The organism is Aquimarina aggregata (assembly GCF_001632745.1).
GTDB lineage: Bacteria > Bacteroidota > Bacteroidia > Flavobacteriales > Flavobacteriaceae > Aquimarina > Aquimarina aggregata.
The window spans coordinates 232853-254045 of record NZ_LQRT01000058.1 but is presented as its reverse complement, the minus strand read 5'-3'; the positions used below and the strand labels follow the sequence as shown (position 1 = coordinate 254045).

General features: G+C 34.0%; 9 protein-coding genes. 7 read left to right on the top strand and 2 right to left on the bottom strand.

The annotated features are described in order from the left end of the window. From AWE51_RS24255 to AWE51_RS24240, 4 genes are all read left to right on the top strand, one after another. Window positions 1-1800: a RagB/SusD family nutrient uptake outer membrane protein gene (locus AWE51_RS24255; protein ID WP_066319461.1), complete on the top strand. Its 1800-nt coding sequence runs from the start codon at window positions 1-3 to the stop codon at window positions 1798-1800. Window positions 1801-1819: 19 nt separating this feature from the next. Further along, on the top strand, window positions 1820-3322 hold the full coding sequence (locus AWE51_RS24250; protein ID WP_118502403.1) for a hypothetical protein: 1503 nt from the start codon (window positions 1820-1822) through the stop codon (window positions 3320-3322). A gap of 73 nt (window positions 3323-3395) precedes the next feature. After that, on the top strand, window positions 3396-4955 hold the full coding sequence (locus tag AWE51_RS24245; protein ID WP_157766215.1) for a hypothetical protein: 1560 nt from the start codon (window positions 3396-3398) through the stop codon (window positions 4953-4955). A gap of 87 nt (window positions 4956-5042) precedes the next feature. Next, window positions 5043-8351: a VCBS repeat-containing protein gene (locus AWE51_RS24240; protein ID WP_066319454.1), complete on the top strand. Its 3309-nt coding sequence runs from the start codon at window positions 5043-5045 to the stop codon at window positions 8349-8351. A 212-nt stretch (window positions 8352-8563) separates the two neighbouring features. On the opposite strand, the gene AWE51_RS24235 is transcribed toward AWE51_RS24240, so the two are convergent. Beyond that, the gene (locus AWE51_RS24235; protein WP_082832600.1) at window positions 8564-13681 is read right to left on the bottom strand and encodes a T9SS type A sorting domain-containing protein; all 5118 of its coding nucleotides are present in this window, start codon (window positions 13679-13681) and stop codon (window positions 8564-8566) included. Next, window positions 13678-13968 (bottom strand): hypothetical protein, encoded by a 291-nt coding sequence (locus AWE51_RS24230; RefSeq protein WP_066319450.1) that lies wholly within the window; start codon window positions 13966-13968, stop codon window positions 13678-13680. The genes AWE51_RS24235 and AWE51_RS24230 overlap by 4 nt, the downstream gene beginning before the upstream one ends. Window positions 13969-14293: 325 nt before the next feature. Between AWE51_RS24230 and AWE51_RS24225 the strand changes: the two genes are divergently transcribed. The 3 genes from AWE51_RS24225 to AWE51_RS24215 all read left to right on the top strand — a co-directional run bounded on the left by AWE51_RS24225 (window position 14294) and on the right by AWE51_RS24215 (window position 20959). After that, the gene (locus AWE51_RS24225; RefSeq protein WP_082832599.1) at window positions 14294-16543 is read left to right on the top strand and encodes a glycoside hydrolase family 3 C-terminal domain-containing protein; all 2250 of its coding nucleotides are present in this window, start codon (window positions 14294-14296) and stop codon (window positions 16541-16543) included. Window positions 16544-17579: 1036 nt separating this feature from the next. Continuing rightward, entirely contained in the window at window positions 17580-19154 is a 1575-nt protein-coding gene (locus tag AWE51_RS24220) for a carbohydrate-binding protein (RefSeq protein ID WP_066319448.1), read from the top strand. Between the two features lie 251 nt (window positions 19155-19405). Next, entirely contained in the window at window positions 19406-20959 is a 1554-nt protein-coding gene (locus tag AWE51_RS24215) for an RICIN domain-containing protein (RefSeq protein ID WP_066319446.1), read from the top strand. Window positions 20960-21193 lie beyond the last annotated feature (234 nt).

The following is a 21193-nucleotide window of genomic DNA, read 5'->3' as shown; positions in this document are numbered from 1 at the left end:
ATGAAAAAAATAGTTATAATATTATCCCTAATAAGTATCGTTGCAGTTATAACGGGGTGTAGTCAAGACGAATTCCTTAACGTCGAAAATAGAAACTCTTTGAATGCAGAAAACTTCTGGCAAAACCAAAACGATGCAGAATCGGGAATATTTTCTGTGTATAGTTCACTTCAATTTACAGGTGTTCTTGGAGGAACTTCGGTAACAAACTTCGCTTTATTATCAGAGGCTAGTAGAACAGGAAATATAGGTTTCAGTGCCGAAACACTTGAAATTGATAATGCCATAATCAACTCTGCCAATCCTAGAATTTTTAATATGTGGGAGGATCTATACAGAGTCGTATTTAGAGCTAATCAAGTAATTAAAAATGTTCCTGGTATCGAAATGGATGAAACCGCAAAAAGAGAAATACTAGGTGAAGCTTATTTCTTACGTGGACTAGCAATGTTTTGGTTAGGAACAACTTTTAATCAAGGTGATGTTCCGCTACCATTAACTCCTGCTGCTAGTGTTGAAGAAAGTAGATTATCTATTTCTCCAAAAGCACAAGTATTTGAACAAATATTTTCTGATTTACAATTAGCTCAAAACAATTTAAGAGATCGATTAAACTGGACAGGCGAAGGTCAAGAAGGTCGAGCTACTTGGGGAGCTGTTACTGCAATTTTGGGAAAAGTTTATCTATACGAAGAAAATTTCAGTAGAGCGAGAGAAGAGTTTTTAAAAGTAATCAACTCTAATGAATATTCTCTTACTGCCAATATAGAAGATAACTTTACTGAAGCAGGAGAATTTAATTCTGAATCTATATTTGAAGTTCAATTTTTTGCAAACCTAGAAAATAACGGAAATTTTGGTGATGGTGAAGGTTCGCAACCTAATGAATCTACTTTAAGAGGTACATCTTGGGTAAGAGGTAATGGTGGTTTTGGTGCTGTATTTGCTACGCATTTCATTTCTGCACTTTATCGTAATGAGGTTATTGATCCTAATTTACCAATTAATCAAGCGCCTGTTACTGTATATGATGATGAAAGTAACCCAAGTGAAGAAGCAAGAAAATTCTCTACAAGAAGTGAAGCATCGATAGCCTATGAAGGTGATGGTTCATTATTTTACGGTCAATCAACAAGAGAAGGTTTTATTAGAGTAGTTTCAAGAGCACAAATTAAGAAAAACACACATTACTTTGAAAATAGAGAACCTAGAAACTCTGGAATTAATGAACGCATAATACGTTTAGCAGATGTTTATTTAATGTATGCAGAAGCTGTGTTACGTGAACAAGGAGATGCAGGTATTACTGAAGCACTAACCTATATAAACCAAGTTAGACAACGATCTGGATTAATTACCTTAGAAGCTTTATTTGAAGGTGTTGGTACACCTCCAATACTTAGAAATACTTTTCCTGATTTAACAGATGCAGAAATATTGGCACTAGTTCCTGATGTTCATCCATCTCTTATGATCGAACGTCAAGATTTAACCGCTGATAATATTATTATTCACCTATTTAATAAAGAAAGACCAGCAGAGTTTGCTTGGGAAGGTAGAGGTATTTTATGGCATGATTTAAGAAGAAGACCAGATGGAGGCGCTAATCGTATTAGAGAATTAGGAGAAATTCGTTATACAACAACTACTCTAAATGTCCAACCTTTTGAATTGTTAGAAGAGTTCGTGGATAACACTATGCAAGATTTTAGAGATCGAAAAGTGAATTTTACAGAAGATGATTATTTCTTCCCTATTCCTGCTCAAGAAATCTTGCAGAATCCAAATATAAATAATTAACATTTTTAAATAATTAATTATGAAAAATATATTTAAAAAGACTCTTTTTATTTGTTTGAGTATGGTGTTAATTTTAGCATGTACTACAAATGATTATGAGGAACCAGAAAATACTACTGCTGGTAGAGCTTTTGGGATCAACAGTTTTGATAGAGGTCGCAGAGGAGAAACTATTGACGTTCGTGTCGGTACAAGTGAAGTAGAATTTAGAGATTTATCAATTTTAGCAAGTGGCAGAACCTGGACATTTCCTGAGGGTGCTGTAGATATTCTTGGAAGTGACAATGATACAACCACAGATCTTGAAGTTTTTAGTGTAACATTTAGAAGAACAGGCCCTGTAGATGTACTTTTAGAACCTGTATTTGATGGTCCTGTACCAGACGAAGTAGCAACAGAAACATTTACATTTAATGCTCTAGATCAAATTGCTGCTAGTTTCAGTGTAGATCTTCCTATTGTAAATAATGCATTTCAAGTAGAAGCCGGTACAGAAGTTACTTTTACCAATACCAGTACTGAAACAGAAAGTGCCGAATGGAGAGTAATAAATACTACCACTGGTAAAGAAGAAGACCTTATTACAACTACTGATTTAGTATTTCAATTTAAAGCTCTTGGAGAATACATTGTAGGATTAAGAGCTTTTGATGATGCGCCTTTTTCTTCATCAATTTCTGCCGTTCAAGTTAGAGTGATTCCTTCATCTCAACCTCTTGTCCCTGATACCGATATAGATGAAAATGAAGCAGGTCAAATTATACTTAAATACTCTAGAGATTTAGATGTTACAACTCTAGATCCAATTTCGAGTTTTACACTAACAGTAGATGGTGCACCTGCTACGATTACTTCTGTAGCTATAGATCCGGATAATTTATCTAATATTATTATTACTCCAGAAGTAAATATCAAAAATACGCAAACAGCTACATTAGCATATACAGTTACCAGTTTAACATCTACAGATGCAGCTACTGCAGAATCTTTACCAGAAACTGCAATTAATGCGTTTACTCCAAATCTATTTGTATTAGATCCAACTTTTGAAGAAGGTCCGATACAATGGGGTACTCCATTTGGTAATAATACCGATGGTGTTGTTAGAGAGCTTGTTTCTCCCGGTAATAATAGTAATAATGCAATGGGGATTACAGTTAATACTGATACAAATGCTCAAGTTGCAATTGGTGGTGCAGTCGAACTGAAAGCCGGTAGTAGAATAACGCTTAAATTCGATTATCTTTTACCAACAACTTGGACTGGCGGTGAATGGAATACAAGGATGTACCCTGCAGGAGCATTCAACGATGACTTCAGAACTTTTCACGGTACTTGTTGTGGTCTTATTGCAGATGGTGAATGGCATACAAGAACAGTTCCTTTAGTTGGATCTGGAGGAGCAGGAACTGTAGTTTCAGAAGATATGACAGTATCTTTCTTCTTACAAATAATTGCAAATACTTCTGCAGATACGCAGATTCTTTTCGACAACTTTGTAGTCGAAAGTGTAGAAGAATAAAATAAAAATTATAAAGGCCGTAGTATTTACGGCCTTTATTTTATTTTCAGTTAAAAAAACATGAGTTAGGAATATGAAAAAACTATTAAAAAAAATACTATTCATATGTTTAAGTACGATATTCGTCTTGGCATGTACGACAAACGACTATGAAGAACCAGAAAACACTACCGCCGGTAGAGCTTTCGGTATTACTAGTTTTGATACAGGTCGAACAGGACAACCAATAGATGTGCGTATAACTACAAGTGTTGTTGAATTTACAGATTTATCAATTCTTGCTAATGGCCGAACATGGACATTCCCAGAAGGCGCAGTTGATATTATAGGAAGTGATAATGATACAACTACAGATCTTGAAAATTTCAGTGTAACATTTAAACGTGCTGGTCCAGTAGATGTAGTGTTAGCACCTGTATTCGAAAACCCTGTCCCTACAGAAGTAGCTACAGAAACATTTACATTTAATGCTCTTGAACAAATTACAGCAAGTATTAGTACTGATCTTACACTTGTGAACGGAGCTTTTGAAGTAGAAGCTGGTACAGATGTTACTTTTACTAATAATAGTAGCGAGAGAGATAATGCAGAGTGGAGAGTTATTAATACTACTACTGGTAAAGAAGAAGATCTAATAACCACAATAGACCTAACATTTCCTTTTAAAGCATTAGGAAATTATATTGTAGGTTTAAGAGCATTTGATGATGCACCTTTTTCTTCATCAATAGCAGCTATACCAGTAAGAGTGATTCCATCATCTCAACCTGTAACTGTTGAACCTAAAATAGAAGAAAATGATAGTGGTCAAATTATTATAGCATACTCTAGAGATTTAGATCCTGCAACTTTGGATGCTATTTCAAACTTTACTTTACTAGTTGATGGTGCTCCAGCAATGATTCAAACTATAATGCTTGATCCTAGTAACCCTTCAAATCTTTTGGTAATACCAAGTACAAACATTAAAAACTCTCAAACGGCAACTATTGCATACAATGCCGTTAATTTACGTTCTGCAGATGCTGCTCCAGCTCCCTCTGTTAGTCAAACTACAATAAGAACATTTGGTGGACCAAATTTATTTGCCAATGGCGTATTTGAGGGGATAGATGGTCCTGTTGCTGGTGGAGAAAGATTTTATAGTACTGGTGGGTTTCTATCAGCAGATGGAGGAAACAATATAACAGCAGCTATTACACCTGGTTCTGGTGTTGATGGTTCTTCTGGACTTGTGTTTTCTTTTGCAGCTGGTGCTGGTGCCGGTAACAATAGAACTGTTTTTGGAGATGGTTTAAACGGAGACCCTATGGGTAGAGTTGTACAAGAAATCAAAACTTTAGAAGAAGCCACGTATATTGTAAGAGTTTCAATAAAATATACAGGTGCTGTACCTGGAGAATTTAAATTCTCTATGACCAGTTTTCCTTTCAATTTTGGAGGTATTGTAAATAGCTCAATTACTACTGGTTTTGTCGAAGGTGAATTTGTTGAATTAACAACTGAAATCACACCAAATGCAGGAACTTTAAGTGCGGGTGGACTCGCTTATCCTTTAATTAATGTTGGTGGTGTTGTAGGTGTAAGTGAAGTTACAATTGATAATATTGAGATATTCTTAAAAGAAGAATAAATTATATCATTTACAAAATTATAAATTATAATATTTTATAGTAATTTAAGGGCTGTTCATTAACAGCCCTTTTTTTTAAAAAAAATTATGCTTAGATATTGCCTTATTATTTTGCTTTTTACTAGTTGTTCTAAATCAAAAAAGGTTGAAGAAAATTCATCTCCAGCCACTACTCTTTTCTCCCTTCTTCCAGAAGAAAAAACACATGTAAACTTTAACAATACGATTACCGAAGATTACGCCAATTTTTTTGGAGTTTATAATTATGCATATAATGGTGCAGGTGTTGCAGTTGGTGATATTAATAACGATGGCTTACCCGATTTATACTTTGTAGGAAATCAAGTTGAAGATAAATTATATTTGAACAAAGGGAACTTTTCTTTTGAAGATATCACCAGTTCATCTGGAATAAAATCAAAAAAAGCTTGGCATAATGGAGTAGTTATGGCAGATGTAAATGGAGACAATTTGTTAGATATTTATATCACAGCTGGTGGGTGGAATGAATCAAAAAAAGATCGAAAAAACTTACTTTATATCAATCAAGGTAATTCTAAATTTAAAGAAGCCGCAGAATCATTTGGAATAGCAGATTCTGGTTTCTCGGTTATGGCATCTTTTTTTGATATGGATAATGATAATGACTTAGATTTATATATTACAAATAGGCCAAAGGATTTTTTCCTTACTCATGAAACCGTTCTAAAAGGAAAACAACAGTTTCTAGATGATTATAGAGATAAATTGTATGAAAACAAGGATGGTAAATTTATAGATATCAGTTTCAAGAATGGAATTACAAACACTTTTGGTTATGGTTTAGGATTAGCAACAAGTGATCTAGATAAGGATGGGAATATAGATATATACGTAGGTAATGATTTCTTTGAAAATGATTATTATTTTAAAAATACTGGCAAAGGTATATTTAACGAAGAAGTTCGTAACTTTTCTAATCATGTATCATATTATACAATGGGTGTAGATGCCGTAGACATCAATAATGATGGATTTGAAGACCTTTTTTCCTTAGATATGTATCCCGAAGATTATGTTCGATCAAAAACCACAATGGCTCCTATGAATGTCGAATTGTATAATTCTATTCTAAACAAAGGTTTCTACAATCAATACATGCACAATGTTTTAAATTTAAATAATGGTAATGGATTTTTCAGTGATATAAGCCAACTTGCAAAAGTGAATAGTACAGATTGGAGTTGGGCATGTCTAGGAGCTGATTTCGATAATGATGGAGACAAAGATATTTTTGTTTCAAATGGATACAAAAGAGATTTATGGGATAGAGATGCTGGTATCGCTAGAGAAAAGTATACTTCAAAACCTATAAATCAAAATAAAAGTCCTAACCAAATTATCAAAGAAATAGCTGATTTATATCCGTCCGTTAAACTTCAAAACTATATGTTCGAAAACAAAGGAAATTTATCATTTACAAATCAAGCTACAAAATGGGGATTAACAGAATTAAGTTTTTCTAATGGAGTAGTATTTGGTGATTTGGATAATGATGGAGATCTTGATTTAATCACCAATAATATAGATGAAAGGGCCTTTATTTATAAAAACAACTCAGAAAAATCTGGCAACAATTATATTAAAATAAAACTAAATGGACCAGAGAAAAACACAACAGGTATAGGTGCAAAAATCACACTTTTTCATAATGACAGCATACAATATCAAGACTTTAAAACAGTAAGAGGGTATTTATCTTCAGTAGAACCAGTACTTCATTTTGGACTTGGTGATATTAAAGAGGTAGATTCATTATCTATTGTTTGGAATGATGGTAAACAGAATATTGTAAAAAATATAACTGCAAATCAACTTTTAGAAATAAATTATAAAAACTCTATTGCAAATATTAAAAGGGAAAAAGAAGATAAATCACAATTGTTAACTAACAAAAGTGATATAGCATTCACAACACCAATTATACATTTAGAAAATGAGTATGATGATTATAAAGATCAAATTTTATTACCTCATAAATTATCTACTCAGGGACCCGCATTAGCCGTTGGTGATATTAATAATGATGGATTAGATGACTTTTATTTAGGAGGTAGTAAAGATCAATCTCCTCAAGTTCTAATACAAAATATCAACTCTTCATTCACTAAGAACACGCAAAAAGTATTTGTGAACGACAAAGCTTATGAAGATGTATTTGCACATTTTTTTGATGCAGATAATGATAATGATCTCGATCTATATGTTGTAAGTGGCGGAAACGAATTTAAAGCCCAAGATCAATTCTATAAGGATCGACTATATATAAACGACGGAAAAGGAAACTTTAGCAAATCATCTTCACTACCAGAAATAAAAACAAGTGGTTCTTGTGTTGTTCCTTTAGATTTTGACAATGATGGTGATATGGATCTCTTTATCGGAAGCAGACATGTACCAAGAAAATATCCTTCACCCCCTTCTAGTTTTATATTAGAAAATAAAAATGGAAAATATATAGATGTTACCAATACAATTGCTCCTGATTTTAAAAACTTAGGAATGGTCACTTCTGCCGTTAGCAGTAATATAGATCAAGACAAAAATAATGAATTACTAATTGTTGGAGAATGGATGAAAATTCATGTTTTTAAATGGTTAAATGGTCAATATACTGATATTACTGATTCCTCGGGGCTTTCAAAAACGCACGGCTGGTGGAATCGCATTCAAGCAGATGATATTGATAATGATGGAGACATTGATTTTGTTGTAGGTAATCTAGGTTTAAATTATAAATTTAAGGCTACTCCAGAAAAGCCATTTTATGTATACGCCAATGATTATGATCAAAATGGGACTCAAGATGTCTTTTTGGCAAAGAAAATTGATAATAAATTAGTACCTATCCGGGGGAAACAATGCTCTACAGAACAACTACCCCATTTAGCAAAGAAATTTGAATCTTACAATGAGTTTGCCAATGCAGAGCTATTCGATATTATTGGAAAAGATCAGAAATCCGCATTAAAATATCAAGTAGAAACGTTTGCTAGCACCTTATTAATTAATGAAGGCGGCAAATTTACCCTTAAAGCATTACCTATAGAAGCTCAATTTTCGGTAATTAATGGAATTGTCATTGATGATTTAAATAATGATGGTATTAAAGATATTATTATTGGTGGAAATCGTTTTGAAGTTGAAATCGAAACTACGCGATCAGATGCTTCGATTGGTTTAGTTCTTTTGGGCTCTAAATCAGGCGAATTTATACCTATGAATTATTTAGAAAGCGGGCTTTTTATACCTGATAATGTAAAAGAAATCAAAAAGGTAAAACTATCAAAGGATAAAGCGGGAATTCTTGTAGCAACAAACAATAGTCCTCTAAAATTACTTATGATCAATAACTAGATATAAAGACTTCATTTTCCTAAAATTGACTACCTGAAGTAAAAGAACAATTTTTACTCAAAAGAAAGTTGTAAAATCAAATACAATTAGTCAATTAAACCACAAAAAAGGTATTCTTTACGACAAATATTAATGCTATTTCTAAAGCAAAAAGGCATTCATCTTAAGATGAATGCCTTTTAACATGATTAATAAACTATAAATATTACTACTTATATTTTTACAAATTTGGCTGTTCCTTTATCCGTAACCAAAAAGTATATTCCAGTTGCCAGATCAGAAATATCAATGGTTTCTTCTGCTCTACCTTCCATAATAAGTATACCAGAGGTAGAAACAACTTGGTATGTAGCAACTTCCATTTCATTATTAATTCTAATAATATCTTTTGCAGGGTTAGGGCTAAATAAAGCAGGGTCGTCAGAAATTATTCCTGTTCTTATCACAGTAAATGGTACACTTACTGCATCAACCCTATTATCAAAAGTTCCTGCATCAAAGTAATTTGCTATAAATAGATAATCCCCTGGTAGCAATGGATCCGCAAAACTTAATGTTAAACTAATAGCTGATAATCCAGTTGCAGCTTGGTTAAGTAATGTCACACCTCCTAATGCATCACCCGTTGGCATTCCCGTACCATCATTAGCTCTTACTTCTACATAAATATCTACAGCTCTTGGAGATTGATAAGCAAGTCTAAAATTAGAAATACTTGTAGTACTTGTAAAACTTGTACGATTTCCTTCTAAACTTATTCTACTAGCTGGGGCAGCTGATACAGTAAATGACACATCCATTGCATCAATTCTGTTCTCAAAACCTCCTGCATCAAAATAAGCTCCTGTAAATAAATAATTTCCTGGAGGTAACGGAGTTGCAAAACTTAATGTTGATGTTATCGTTGATAAACCAGTAGTAGCTGGTTGGTTTAATACAACAACTCCTCCTAAAGAAGCTCCTGTTGGCATTCCTGTCCCATCATCTGCTTTTACTTCTATATAAATATCAACTGCTCCTTCTGCTTCATAAGAAATATCAAAATTTGGGATACTTGCAGTACTTACAAAACTAGTAGGACTACTATCTAGTACAAGTTGATTCACTGGCCCTGCCGTTACTGTAAATGGCACATCAGTAGCAGATACCTTATTAGCAAACCCTCCTGCATCAAAATACGCTCCTGTGAAAAAATAATTCCCAGGAGGTAATGCTGTCGCAAAAGTTAGTGTTGAAGTTATCGTTGATAAACCAGTAGTAGCTGGTTGGTTTAAAACAACAACTCCTCCTAAAGAAGCTCCTGATGGTATACCTGAACCATCATCTGCTTTTACCTCTACATAAATATCAACTGCTCCTGCTGCTTCATAAGAAATTTCGAAATCAGAAATACTTGTTGTACTTATAAAAGTACTTGGATCTCCATCCAAGACTATTTGTCCCGAAGTTGCTGCAGTTACTGTAAACGGTACATCTGCCGCAGATACTTTATTCGCAAACCCTCCTGCATCAAAATACGCACCTGTAAATAAGTAATCACCAGGAGGCAATGCTGTAGCAAAAGTTAGTGTTGAGGTTATCGTTGATAAACCGGTAGTAGCTGGTTGGTTTAAAACAACGACTCCTCCTAAAGAGGCTCCTGTTGGCATACCAGTACCATCGTTAGCTTTTACTTCAACATAAATATCAACCGCTCCTGCCGCTTCATAAGAAATATCAAAATTTGGAATACTTGTTGTACTTTCAAAACTATTTGGATCTCCATCAAGAATAATTTGATTTCCTCCAGAAGGAGCATCATTAACTGTAGAAATAAAAGTATCTAGTCGTATACCACCAGCATTATTTGGATTAGAGAAAGTTTGCCCCGCTCCTATTGTAAATTGGATTCTATAATTAGTAAGCATACTTCCTACATTATTTCTTAAGGCTATAGGGTCGTTATCTCTAGGATTTCCATCATCGTTTACTTGTGAAGGATCTAATGTCCATATATCTCCATTACCTGCGGTAACTTCTGCAGTAGCTGGAAATGTTAACATTGCAGTTGCCGTTAAATTATCTCCGGCAACTAAATTTGTTAAAACGGCTTCTGTTCCAGGTAAAGGGAATTCTCTAAAAGGCCCATTAAAACCTACAACTTCTAGATTTACAGTTAATTCTGCAATATCAACACTAGAGGTATAAGTAAATTCAACAGGAAAAGTTTGTCCTCTGGTTACAGATGCTATTGGTATAGCTGCAACTCCATTAGTTGCTGCATTAGTAATACTTTCTATTCTAATAACATCAGTTACAGGTGGAGCTGCAACATCTGTAATTTCTAAAATATCTAAATCTCTAAACTCAACATTTGATATTGGACCTGAAGCATTTAAAGGAAAATCACCACCTCCACCGCTAGTAGGTGTTCCTGTAATAGTATTTAAGTCATTATCTGTTGTAAACTTAACTCTATATCCAGTATTGGGTCCTGCACCTACCACAGATAAATCAGACTCTGTAGCTGTACCCCCCGTTGCACTAATAGTCCAAATATTACCTGTATCTGCATCTGTTATTGGATTATCTGATGGAAAGGTTATGGTTGCCATTAAAGGAGCATCCGTTGCAGCGGGTAAATTAGTAAACGTAGCAGCAGAACCTGGAATAGGAAATGTAGAAGGTCCACTTGGGCCAAATGCAACAAATTCTAACTCTACAGTTAATGTACCTATAGCCTCATCTGATGTGTAGGTAAAAGGAACATTAAATGTTCGGTCACCCGTAGCTGATGCAGATACTGTTGTTATAGGAATTGCTTCAGCAGATGCAATAATTGTAATATTTGCTACTGGTGCGGGAGTAGCTGTCACTGTAAAAGCGACATTAGTTGCATCTACTTGATTTGCTGTACTCCCAGTATCAACAAAAGACCCTGTAAACAAATAATCTCCTGGTGGTAATGCTGATGCAAAAGTTAAAGTAGATGTGATCGTTGAAAGACCAGTGGTAGCTGGCTGATTTGTAACAACAACTCCTCCTAAAGAAGCTCCTGTTGGAGCGCCCATACCATCATTAGCAAAAACGGCTACCGTAATATCAACAGCTCTATCCGCATCATACATAATTTCAAAATTCGGAATGCTTGCTGTAGTCACAAAAGTTGTTGGAGTACTATCTAAAACAAGTTGACTTACTGGAGCTGCAGTTACTGTAAAAGGAACATTAGTTGCATCGGCAATTCTAGGACCTCCTCCCGTACCAAAGGATGCTCCAGTAAAGAAATAATTACCTGGTGGTAATGGCGGTATTGGTGCCATACCAAAGACACCCACGCTAGTATTAACTACTGTAGCACTACCACTTGTAGCAGGTTGATTAGATAACGTAACACCTCCTAAGGCCGAACCCGTAGGGTTACCCATACCATCATCTGCTTTTATCTCAACAAAAATATCTACTGCAACATCTGACTGATAAGAAACATCAAAATCAGGAAAACTAGTTGCACTAACAAATGTAGTCGTATCACTATCCAAAATAAGTTCTCTAACTGGCACTGGAGTAACCGTAAAAGCAATATTATCAGCTACGACTCCCGCACCTCCGGCAGTAGGGAAATAAGCTCCAGTAAATAAATAATCTCCTGGAGGTAATGGTAACGCTGGCATTCCAAAAATACCAACAGTAGTATTAACCACAACTGCACTACCAGTAGTTGCAGCTTGATTATTAAGAGTAACACCTCCCAAGGCTGCTCCGGTAGGATTTCCCATACCATCATCTGCTTTGATTTCAACAAAAATATTTACTGGCTCATCTGATTGGTAAGAGATATCAAAATCAGGGAAACTAGTCGCACTAACAAAAGTTGTAGTATCACTATCTAAAATAAGTTCTTTAACAGGAGTTACAGTAAATTCGATATTACTCGCGACTACCTCATTCGCCATAGTACCTGTATCTACATAAGATCCAGTAAATAAATAATCACCTGGCGATAATGCTGTTGCAAAAGTTAAAGTCGAAGGAACAGTAGACAAACCAGTTGTAATCGGTTGATTAGATAACGTTACACCACCTAAACTAACTCCCGTAGGGTTTCCCATACCATCATTAGCGAACACCTCAACAGTTATATCAACAGCTCTATCTGCTTCATACATAATATCAAAATTCGGAATACTAGTAGTGCTTTCAAAACTATTAGGTGTCCCGTCCAAAATCAATTGATTTGTAGCTGGGGCTTCATTAACAACAGAGATAAAGGTATCTAATCTTATACCACTTCCATTATTCGGATTAGAAAAAGCTTGCCCAGAACCTATAGTAAATTGAATTCTATAATTAGTAGATGCGCTACCAACATTATTTCTTAGAGCAATTGGATCATTGTCTCGAGGGTTACCATCATCATTTACTTGTGAAGGATCTAAAGTCCAAATATCTCCATTTCCCGCAGTTACGTTTGCCGTTGTTGGGAATGTTAACATTGCAGTTGCCGTTAAATTATCCCCTGCAACTAAATTTGTTAGTACAACTTCTGTACCTGGTAAAGGAAATTCTCTAAAAGCCCCATTAAAACCTACAACCTCTAGATTTACTGTTAGTTCTGAAATATCTACGTTAGAAGAATATGTAAATTCAACAGGAAAAGTTTGCCCTCTAGTTACTGATGCAATTGGATTACCAGATACACCTCCAGAAGCAGCATTTGTAATATTCTCTATCCTAATAAATGATGGAGGAGCTGCAACATCTGTTATTTGCGTAATATTTAAATCTCTAAACTCAACATTTGAAACTGGTCCCGAGGCATTTAACGGGAAATCACCCCCACCACCACTAGTTGGTTCTCCTGTAATTGTATTAAGATCATTATCTGTTGTAAATTTAACTCTATAGCCAGCATTTGGACCCGCTCCAGTAACGGATAAATCACTCCCGGCCGCCGTACCTCCTGTAGAGCTAATAGTCCAAACATCAGAAGTAACCGCATCTGTTATAGGGTTATCAGATGGAAATGTTAAAGTAGCCATCAAAGGAGCATTCGTTGCTGCAGGTAAATTGGTAAATGTAGCTGCCGAACCTGGAATAGGAAATGTAGAAGGTCCGTTACCGCCAAAAGCTACAAATTCTAACTCTACAGTTAATGTATTTATCGTAGCATCTGAAGTATATGAAAAAGGAACACTAAATGTTCGATCTCCAGCAGCAGCAGCAGAAACAGTAGCAATAGGTATTTTTTCTGCAGACGCTATTATCGTAATATTCGCTTGAGAAAAAGAATTAGTAACTGCTAACAGTAAAATAAAAATTAAAAAATATCTTGGTAATTTTTTCATCATGACAAAAATTTATGATTAGTAATTGTAGAGAATTTATGTGTAAAACATAGATTATAAGAAGCTGTATTTCCAAAAGAAGTATTTAAACCAGTGATAGAAATATTGTTTGTGCCTGCCCTTACAAGACAAACAAAACTATCAACATAAGAATTCTCAAAATCAAAAATATAAGTACTCTCTATGGGTATATTGGGATCCCCTCTTAAACTCATGTTTTGCCCCAATACACCATTAGTTGTACACAAAAACATAAGTGATAAATAAATTTGGATAATAAATTTTTCCATACGATTATTCACTTTAATTATTCTTTAACAATTTAGGGGAAATACCCAAAAACCATAAGTACTAATATTCAATTATATACAACAAATGTTTAAACATTATGTTAAAACAGTAAAAATATACTTGTAAAAAACAATTTTAAATAACAAAAAGAATATGTTATTTTTTACTCTATAAAAATGCCTGATTCTCAATTATTCACTTAGAATTAAACAGTATTCATAAAGAGAAAAAAAGCATTTGTTATACAAAAACATACATCTGTGACTATTAAATACACGAAATAATTGCATTTTCGAATGTATTTAAAACCATAGGACACAATTCATGAAACTTAATCCATCAACCTACTCAAAAAGAATACTAATATTCCTTCTTACTATTGTTACAGGTTTATCTAGTTGTACTACGCAAACAAAAACAGATAATGAAGATTTAGCACAACCCAAAAAGACACAACCAAAGCAATCTGCACCACCTAAATATAAATGGCAAAACACAACCTTAACTAATGACGAACGTGCAGATGCACTAATTGAAGAATTAACATTAGAAGAAAAAGCATCTCAAATGCTTGACATATGCCCTCCAATTGAAAGGTTGGGAATACCAGAATACAATTGGTGGAACGAAGCTTTACACGGCGTAGCCAGAAATGGTAGAGCTACTGTATTTCCGCAAGCCATAGCCTTTGGAGCAACTTTTGACGATGATTTAATACAACGTGTAGGAACTGCAATTTCTGACGAGGCTAGGGCAAAATACAATGAAGCTATAAAAATAAATAACAGAAGTAGATATGCTGGATTAACTTTTTGGTCACCTAATGTGAATATTTTTAGAGATCCTAGATGGGGTCGTGGACAAGAAACCTATGGTGAAGATCCATATCTAACAAGTAGAATTGGCGTCTCTTTTGTAAAAGGCCTACAAGGAGATGATCCAAAATATATGAAAGCTGCCGCATGTGCCAAACATTACGCGGTTCATTCTGGGCCAGAAGAATTAAGACATGAATTTGATGCAGTAGTTTCTAAAAAAGATTTATTTGAAACTTATTTACCTGCTTTTAAAGCTTTAGTGCAAGAGGCTAATGTCGAAGGCGTAATGGGTGCTTATAATCGAACTCTAGGAGAGCCATGCTCTGGTAGTCCTTATTTATTACAAGATATCCTCAGAAAAAGCTGGGGATTTGATGGTTATATAGTTTCTGATTGTTGGGCAATAGCAGATTTTCATACATATCATAAGGTTACGAATACTCCAGAAGAGTCAACCGCATTGGCCCTAAAAAGTGGTACAAATATAAACTGCGGAAATGTATACTCAAATTTAAAAAGTACCTTAGAACAAGGACTAATTACAGAAGAATTACTAAATCAAAGACTAAAAGAAAATCTACTTACACGTTTTAAACTAGGTCTCTTTGATCTTCCCGGAAATAACCCATATGATACTATAACTGCAGATGTAATTGATTCTGAAAAGCATCGAAAAATTGCCAGAGAAGTTGCACAAAAATCTATTGTGTTATTAAAAAACAAAAACAATGTTTTACCTCTTAAAAAGGATATTAGAACTGCTTATATCGTAGGCCCAAACGCCTCGAATGAAGAAGTTTTATTAGGTAACTATTACGGGGTAACTAGTAATACTCAAACTATTTTAGATGGTATCGTAGGTAAAGTAAGTCCTGGTACCAGCATTAATTATAAATCTGGTGTTTTACCATTTAGAGAAAACGTTAATCCGATTGACTGGTCTACTGGAGAAGCCAAGCAAGCAGATGTTTGTATTGCTGTAATGGGAATTTCTTCATTATTAGAAGGCGAAGAAGGTGAAGCACTGGCATCTTCAGAAAAAGGAGATAAAAAAACTTTGAAATTACCCCAAAACCAAATCGACTATATTAAAAAACTTAAGAAAGACAGTAAAAATCCTCTAGTCTTAGTTTTAACAGGAGGAAGTCCAATTGCTATTCCTGAAATTCATGATTTAGCAGATGCAATACTCTTTGTATGGTACCCTGGTGAAGAAGGAGGAAATGCTGTAGCCGATGTGTTATTTGGAGACATAGCTCCTTCAGGAAAATTACCTATTACATTTCCTAAATCAGTTTCTCAATTACCACCTTATGAAAATTATGATATGAAAGGAAGAACATATAAATATATGGTTAAAGAACCTTTGTATCCTTTTGGCTTTGGATTGTCATATACAAAATTTGAGTATAACAACATAGTTGTAGATTCTGATCTTAATATCTCTGCAGAGGTAACTAATACCGGAAATATTGCAGCTGAAGAGGTGATTCAGTTATACATAAGTTCGCCATTAGCAGGGAAAGAAGACCCGATATATGACTTAAAATCATTTAAAAGAGAATTACTAAAACCTGGAGAAACAAAAAAAATAGTTTTTAAATTCAGCCAGAATTCGCTAAATCAATTTAATGAAAATGGTGAAGAGATCTTAAGAAAAGGTAACTATAAAGTATATATAGGAGGTGCATTACCATCACAACGAAGTCAAGACCTAGGAGCTACTCCGTCAATTTCAACAGAAATTACTATTTAATTATGTCGTAGACACACTTAATATTAATATAGATAAACATATATAAAATCAACTTTAATAAAAACTTGCAAGATATCTTTGTTGATATTACTATGTAGTATTGTCTGTTCTTTTTATTTTCTTGCGTTAGCAAACAGGTAAAGAAAAATCATAGTAAGCGTATTCCTAACAAACTTCCTAGTATTATTTTGATTATTGTAGTTGATATGTATATTCTAAAAATCCAGAGTAATACCCGATAATATTAATAGTATAAATGTAATTCTTATTTTAATAGTCTAAAATACAGCTAGGAAATATTCTATTCTGGAATATCAGCTATAAAATAGTGGCGAGAAAAGTATTCAAGAATGATCATGTTAATATGAAATGATCAATTTATAACTAGAAGAGCGCCTCTATAATTACGATGAGAATATGAGTCAAGAAACTTATATTTTTGCAAATACCATTTGATCTTATAGAGCACTAGAAGAAGGAATAAAATTCATTAAAAAATCAAAACTCAGGAAGATAATAGTATAAAGTCAGCCGTTTAAAACTGGGGGCGTTTATCAAATCTCCAAAACGTTAGTAATTTGAGTGATTTTTTGGTAAAAAACGCTTAAAAAAAATGTTTAATTCGCAAAAATGTTTGCAATATTTACAACGAATTAATGTATTTATTACATTTAATATAATAATCCATACTTACTAGTACAATATTCTATTTTACAAGCCTTTAACATAATTTATTTCATTATATTGTATCTATAAAAATATAAACTAAGCTTAATTATTTAATAAATACGTAGATCTACAAAACACTTCCGACAGGAAGAAGCTTACATTAAATTTAATACATATTTTTAGAAGTTTTCGCATTATTTTAATGTGTTAATGGGAGTCGTTTTGTCTTTTACGAAAACGTTTTCGTTAAAATTATTTACCACTATATATTATCAAACAACTCTTAAAACCTATAGTAATATTTTTAATTAACGTATAAACACATTATGTCTTAACTGGGCATAAACACACTTTTAAACACAAACAAATGAAATACTTAAACACAAAAACACTTATTGGTATATTATGTTTTATAGTATATCCGATTTTAACATTTGGACAACCGCCCGGTAATGGCTGGGGAAACCCGGTATTTCAAGATGATTTTAACGGTAATTCTTTAGACACTAGTAAGTGGAGAGTAAAGAACAACAACGGTAATGGAGATGGAGAAGGACAGTTTAAAGCTAATATGGTAAGTGTGGCTAATGGCATTTTGACCATAAAAAACAATCTTGTTAGCTCAGGAACAGCCGGAAGAAGAGGTGGATGGGTAGATTCCAAAATAAAATTTGGAAATGGTGGAGCTTTTCCTAAATATGGATATTTTGAAGCCGACATTAGAATAAATCGCCAAGGAATTAACTTCAATTGGATAGGTGGAAAAATATGGCCTACATGGTGGCTATGGGAAGGGGGACAAAGCAATTACATCCCTACCGAATTTGATATCATGGAATATAGTAGATGGACTAATTTTAAAGCTAATGGCAATGCAACTAGTTCTCACCACTACAGAAACAAAGCTTCTATTGGACCTGGTGGTGCCAAAAAATTTGCTATTACTGATAAAAATTCACCAAGAGACGAATTTAATTGGCACAAATGGGGAATGCTATGGACTCCTACACGAGTTACCTTCTATTATGATGGAGTACCTTATGGGTCTTCTGATCGTCCTGAAGATGCAGCAAAAGAAAATGTGCCTTTAAAATTAATTTTTTCTTCAAGTCCACATGTAGTAACGCATCCAGATACTCCACCAAGATTTGCTCCAAAAGTATCTGATATCCTTCCTTCTTTTCAAATTAGATCTGTAAGAGTATGGCAAGGAGGTAACGCTGGTGGCGGAAATAATGGTGGTGGGAATAATGGCGGCGGCAATGGAACTGTGGTTAAAATTCCAGGAACACTTGAAGCCGAAAATTATAAAGCTTTATCTAATGAAGTAAGAGTAGTAAATATCCCAAATAATAAAAAAGCGCTTGGGTATATTAGAAACAACTCATGGTCCGAGCACTATATTGATGTTCCAGCTGCTGGGACATATGCTATAGATGTGTATGCTTCTTCTGGTGGTAGTGGAGGTACTATAGATTTTACTATTAACGGAAATACATTGGGAAAATTAGATGTTCCAAAAACTAACAATTGGAATGACTATAAAAAAGTTTCAACAGGAAACATATTTATTAATGCAGGAGTAAAAACAGTTCGTCTTATTCACAAAGGTGCCGGCCCATATTTATTTAACATAGATGGATTTGTATTCAGAAATGTTTCAGGCAAAAGCGAATTTATTGCCCCTTCAAAAGAAACAACAGTAAGTCAAATAAAAATTTATCCAAATCCATCAAAAGGAAATTTCAATATCGATTTTAACCAAAAAACTAGTAATGTATCTGTTGTATTAACTGATATTACTGGAAGAATCGTATATCGAGAAGTTATAGAAAATACAACTAGTCAATCCATAAATATACAAGGAATGCCACGTGGTATTTATATACTCAATTTGCAAGGCAAAGATTTAAACTTACAAGATAAACTAGTCATCGAATAAAGCAATTATACTTAATAAACACCTTCGAATTATCAGATTCAGGAGGTGTTTGTTCAAGTATGCTTATCTGGTTTTATGCCTGAAAAATGATATAAATTTATTCAAATCTAATAAGATACTTGACTCTCATATTTTAGTTTCAAAACAATGTGCTGATTCATTAATTTATAACAGACTTTTTATCAAAACATGATAAGCAATTGGATCAAAACTGAACTCTTAAGAAAACTTAATATTTAAAACACAAACAAATGAAACAATTAAACACAAAAACACTTATTGGTATATTATGTCTTATGATATACCCGATGATAACATTTGCTCAACCACCCGGATCTGGATGGAATGTAGTATATGCTGATGAGTTTAATGGCAATAGCCTCAATGAGAACAGATGGTTTATTCGAACAAATGGCGTTTTTACTAGAGACCAAGTTGTTGTAAATAATGGTACACTCAAATTAAAAAACACGTATACCAATAATGGGATCATTAAAGGAGGTTGGATTACTTCTAAGCAAAAATTTGCTGGTCCAGGCAATATTAAATATGGTTTCTATGAAGCTAGAGTTCGTATCCAGTGGAATCCCAATGGATCTGTTTGGCCAACATGGTGGATTTGGGGAAATCGTGTAAATGGTGAAACCACTACCGAAATTGATGTCATGGAGTATAGTGGATTCTCTCAAAAATTCTTCAATAACAGAGCTACTTCTTCCCATCATTATAGAGGAAAAAGAAATATTAATGGAGTTTCTAGTACAACCACAAGTGCAAACAATGTATTAAACAGAAATCCATTTGAATGGCACCGTTGGGGAATATTATGGACACCAAATGAATTGTCTTTTTATTATGATGGCGTAAAATATATGTCTTCTGCCCAACCAGGTGATGCAGCTGCAGAGAATAATCCTTTGGGGCTAATTTTCTCTACAAGTCCACATACAATAAATGCAGATCCAGAACAACCTGATAACCCAACGGCTGCAAATGCCGCGAGACCTGGACAAAACTTTCCTGCTTTAGAAGTTGACTGGGTTCGTATCTTTACTGGTGGAAATGTAGGTGGCGGTAATCCTGGTGGAGGAAACAATACTATTGTTGCACTAAGAAAAGGAAATGCAACTAACTTTGGTATAGATGGTAATGTCGGTGGAGCAAATGGTCAAAATGTATATTTATGGTCTGCTAGCAATGGTAATGTTAATCAGCAATGGGTAGAGATTAATCGAGGAAACGGATATTATTCATACCAAAAGAATAATACCAACTTCTGCCTTGATGGTGGCAATGGCGGTAGCAATGGTCAAAATGTATATCTTTGGACCTGCTCAAACAACAACCAAAACCAACACTGGAGAAAAGTAAATGTAGGTAATGGGAAATTCAGACTAGAAAAAAGAAATGCTTCTGGATTTTCTATAGATGGTGGTAATGGTGGTGCCAATGGTCAAAATCTCTATTTATGGTCTTCCAGCAATGGAAATCAAAATCAACATTGGCAGTTCTCTACTATTAGTTCAGCCCGTAGTCAATTTATAGGACCGCTTAAAGAGAATGCTGATTTGAAAGTAGCTCTGTATCCAAATCCTAACAATGGAATCTTCACAATCGATTTTAATAAAAATATTAAAAATGCCACAGCCATAATCACAGATATGAGCGGCAGGGTTGTTCATTCGGCAGATATAGAAAACACTACTCAAAAATCAATTGATCTACAAGGATTACCTAAAGGTATTTACCTATTAGATCTACAAGGAGAAGATATTAAAATACAACATAAACTAGTTATAGAATAAACATAACTTAGTCTAAATCTTCAACATAATAATAAAAAGGCTGTCTGAAAAGACAGTCTTTTTTTGTTACTAAAAGTTTCGCATTTTATATTTAGACATTCTTTTTACGAAATTAGTATAAATTAAACCTTTTTTGATGCCTACACTCTCTTATTTAAACATATGGTATAACACATATGTTCTATAAATACAAACATCTGTAGCTACAGAGTTTAGTTTCAAATCAGAATTTAG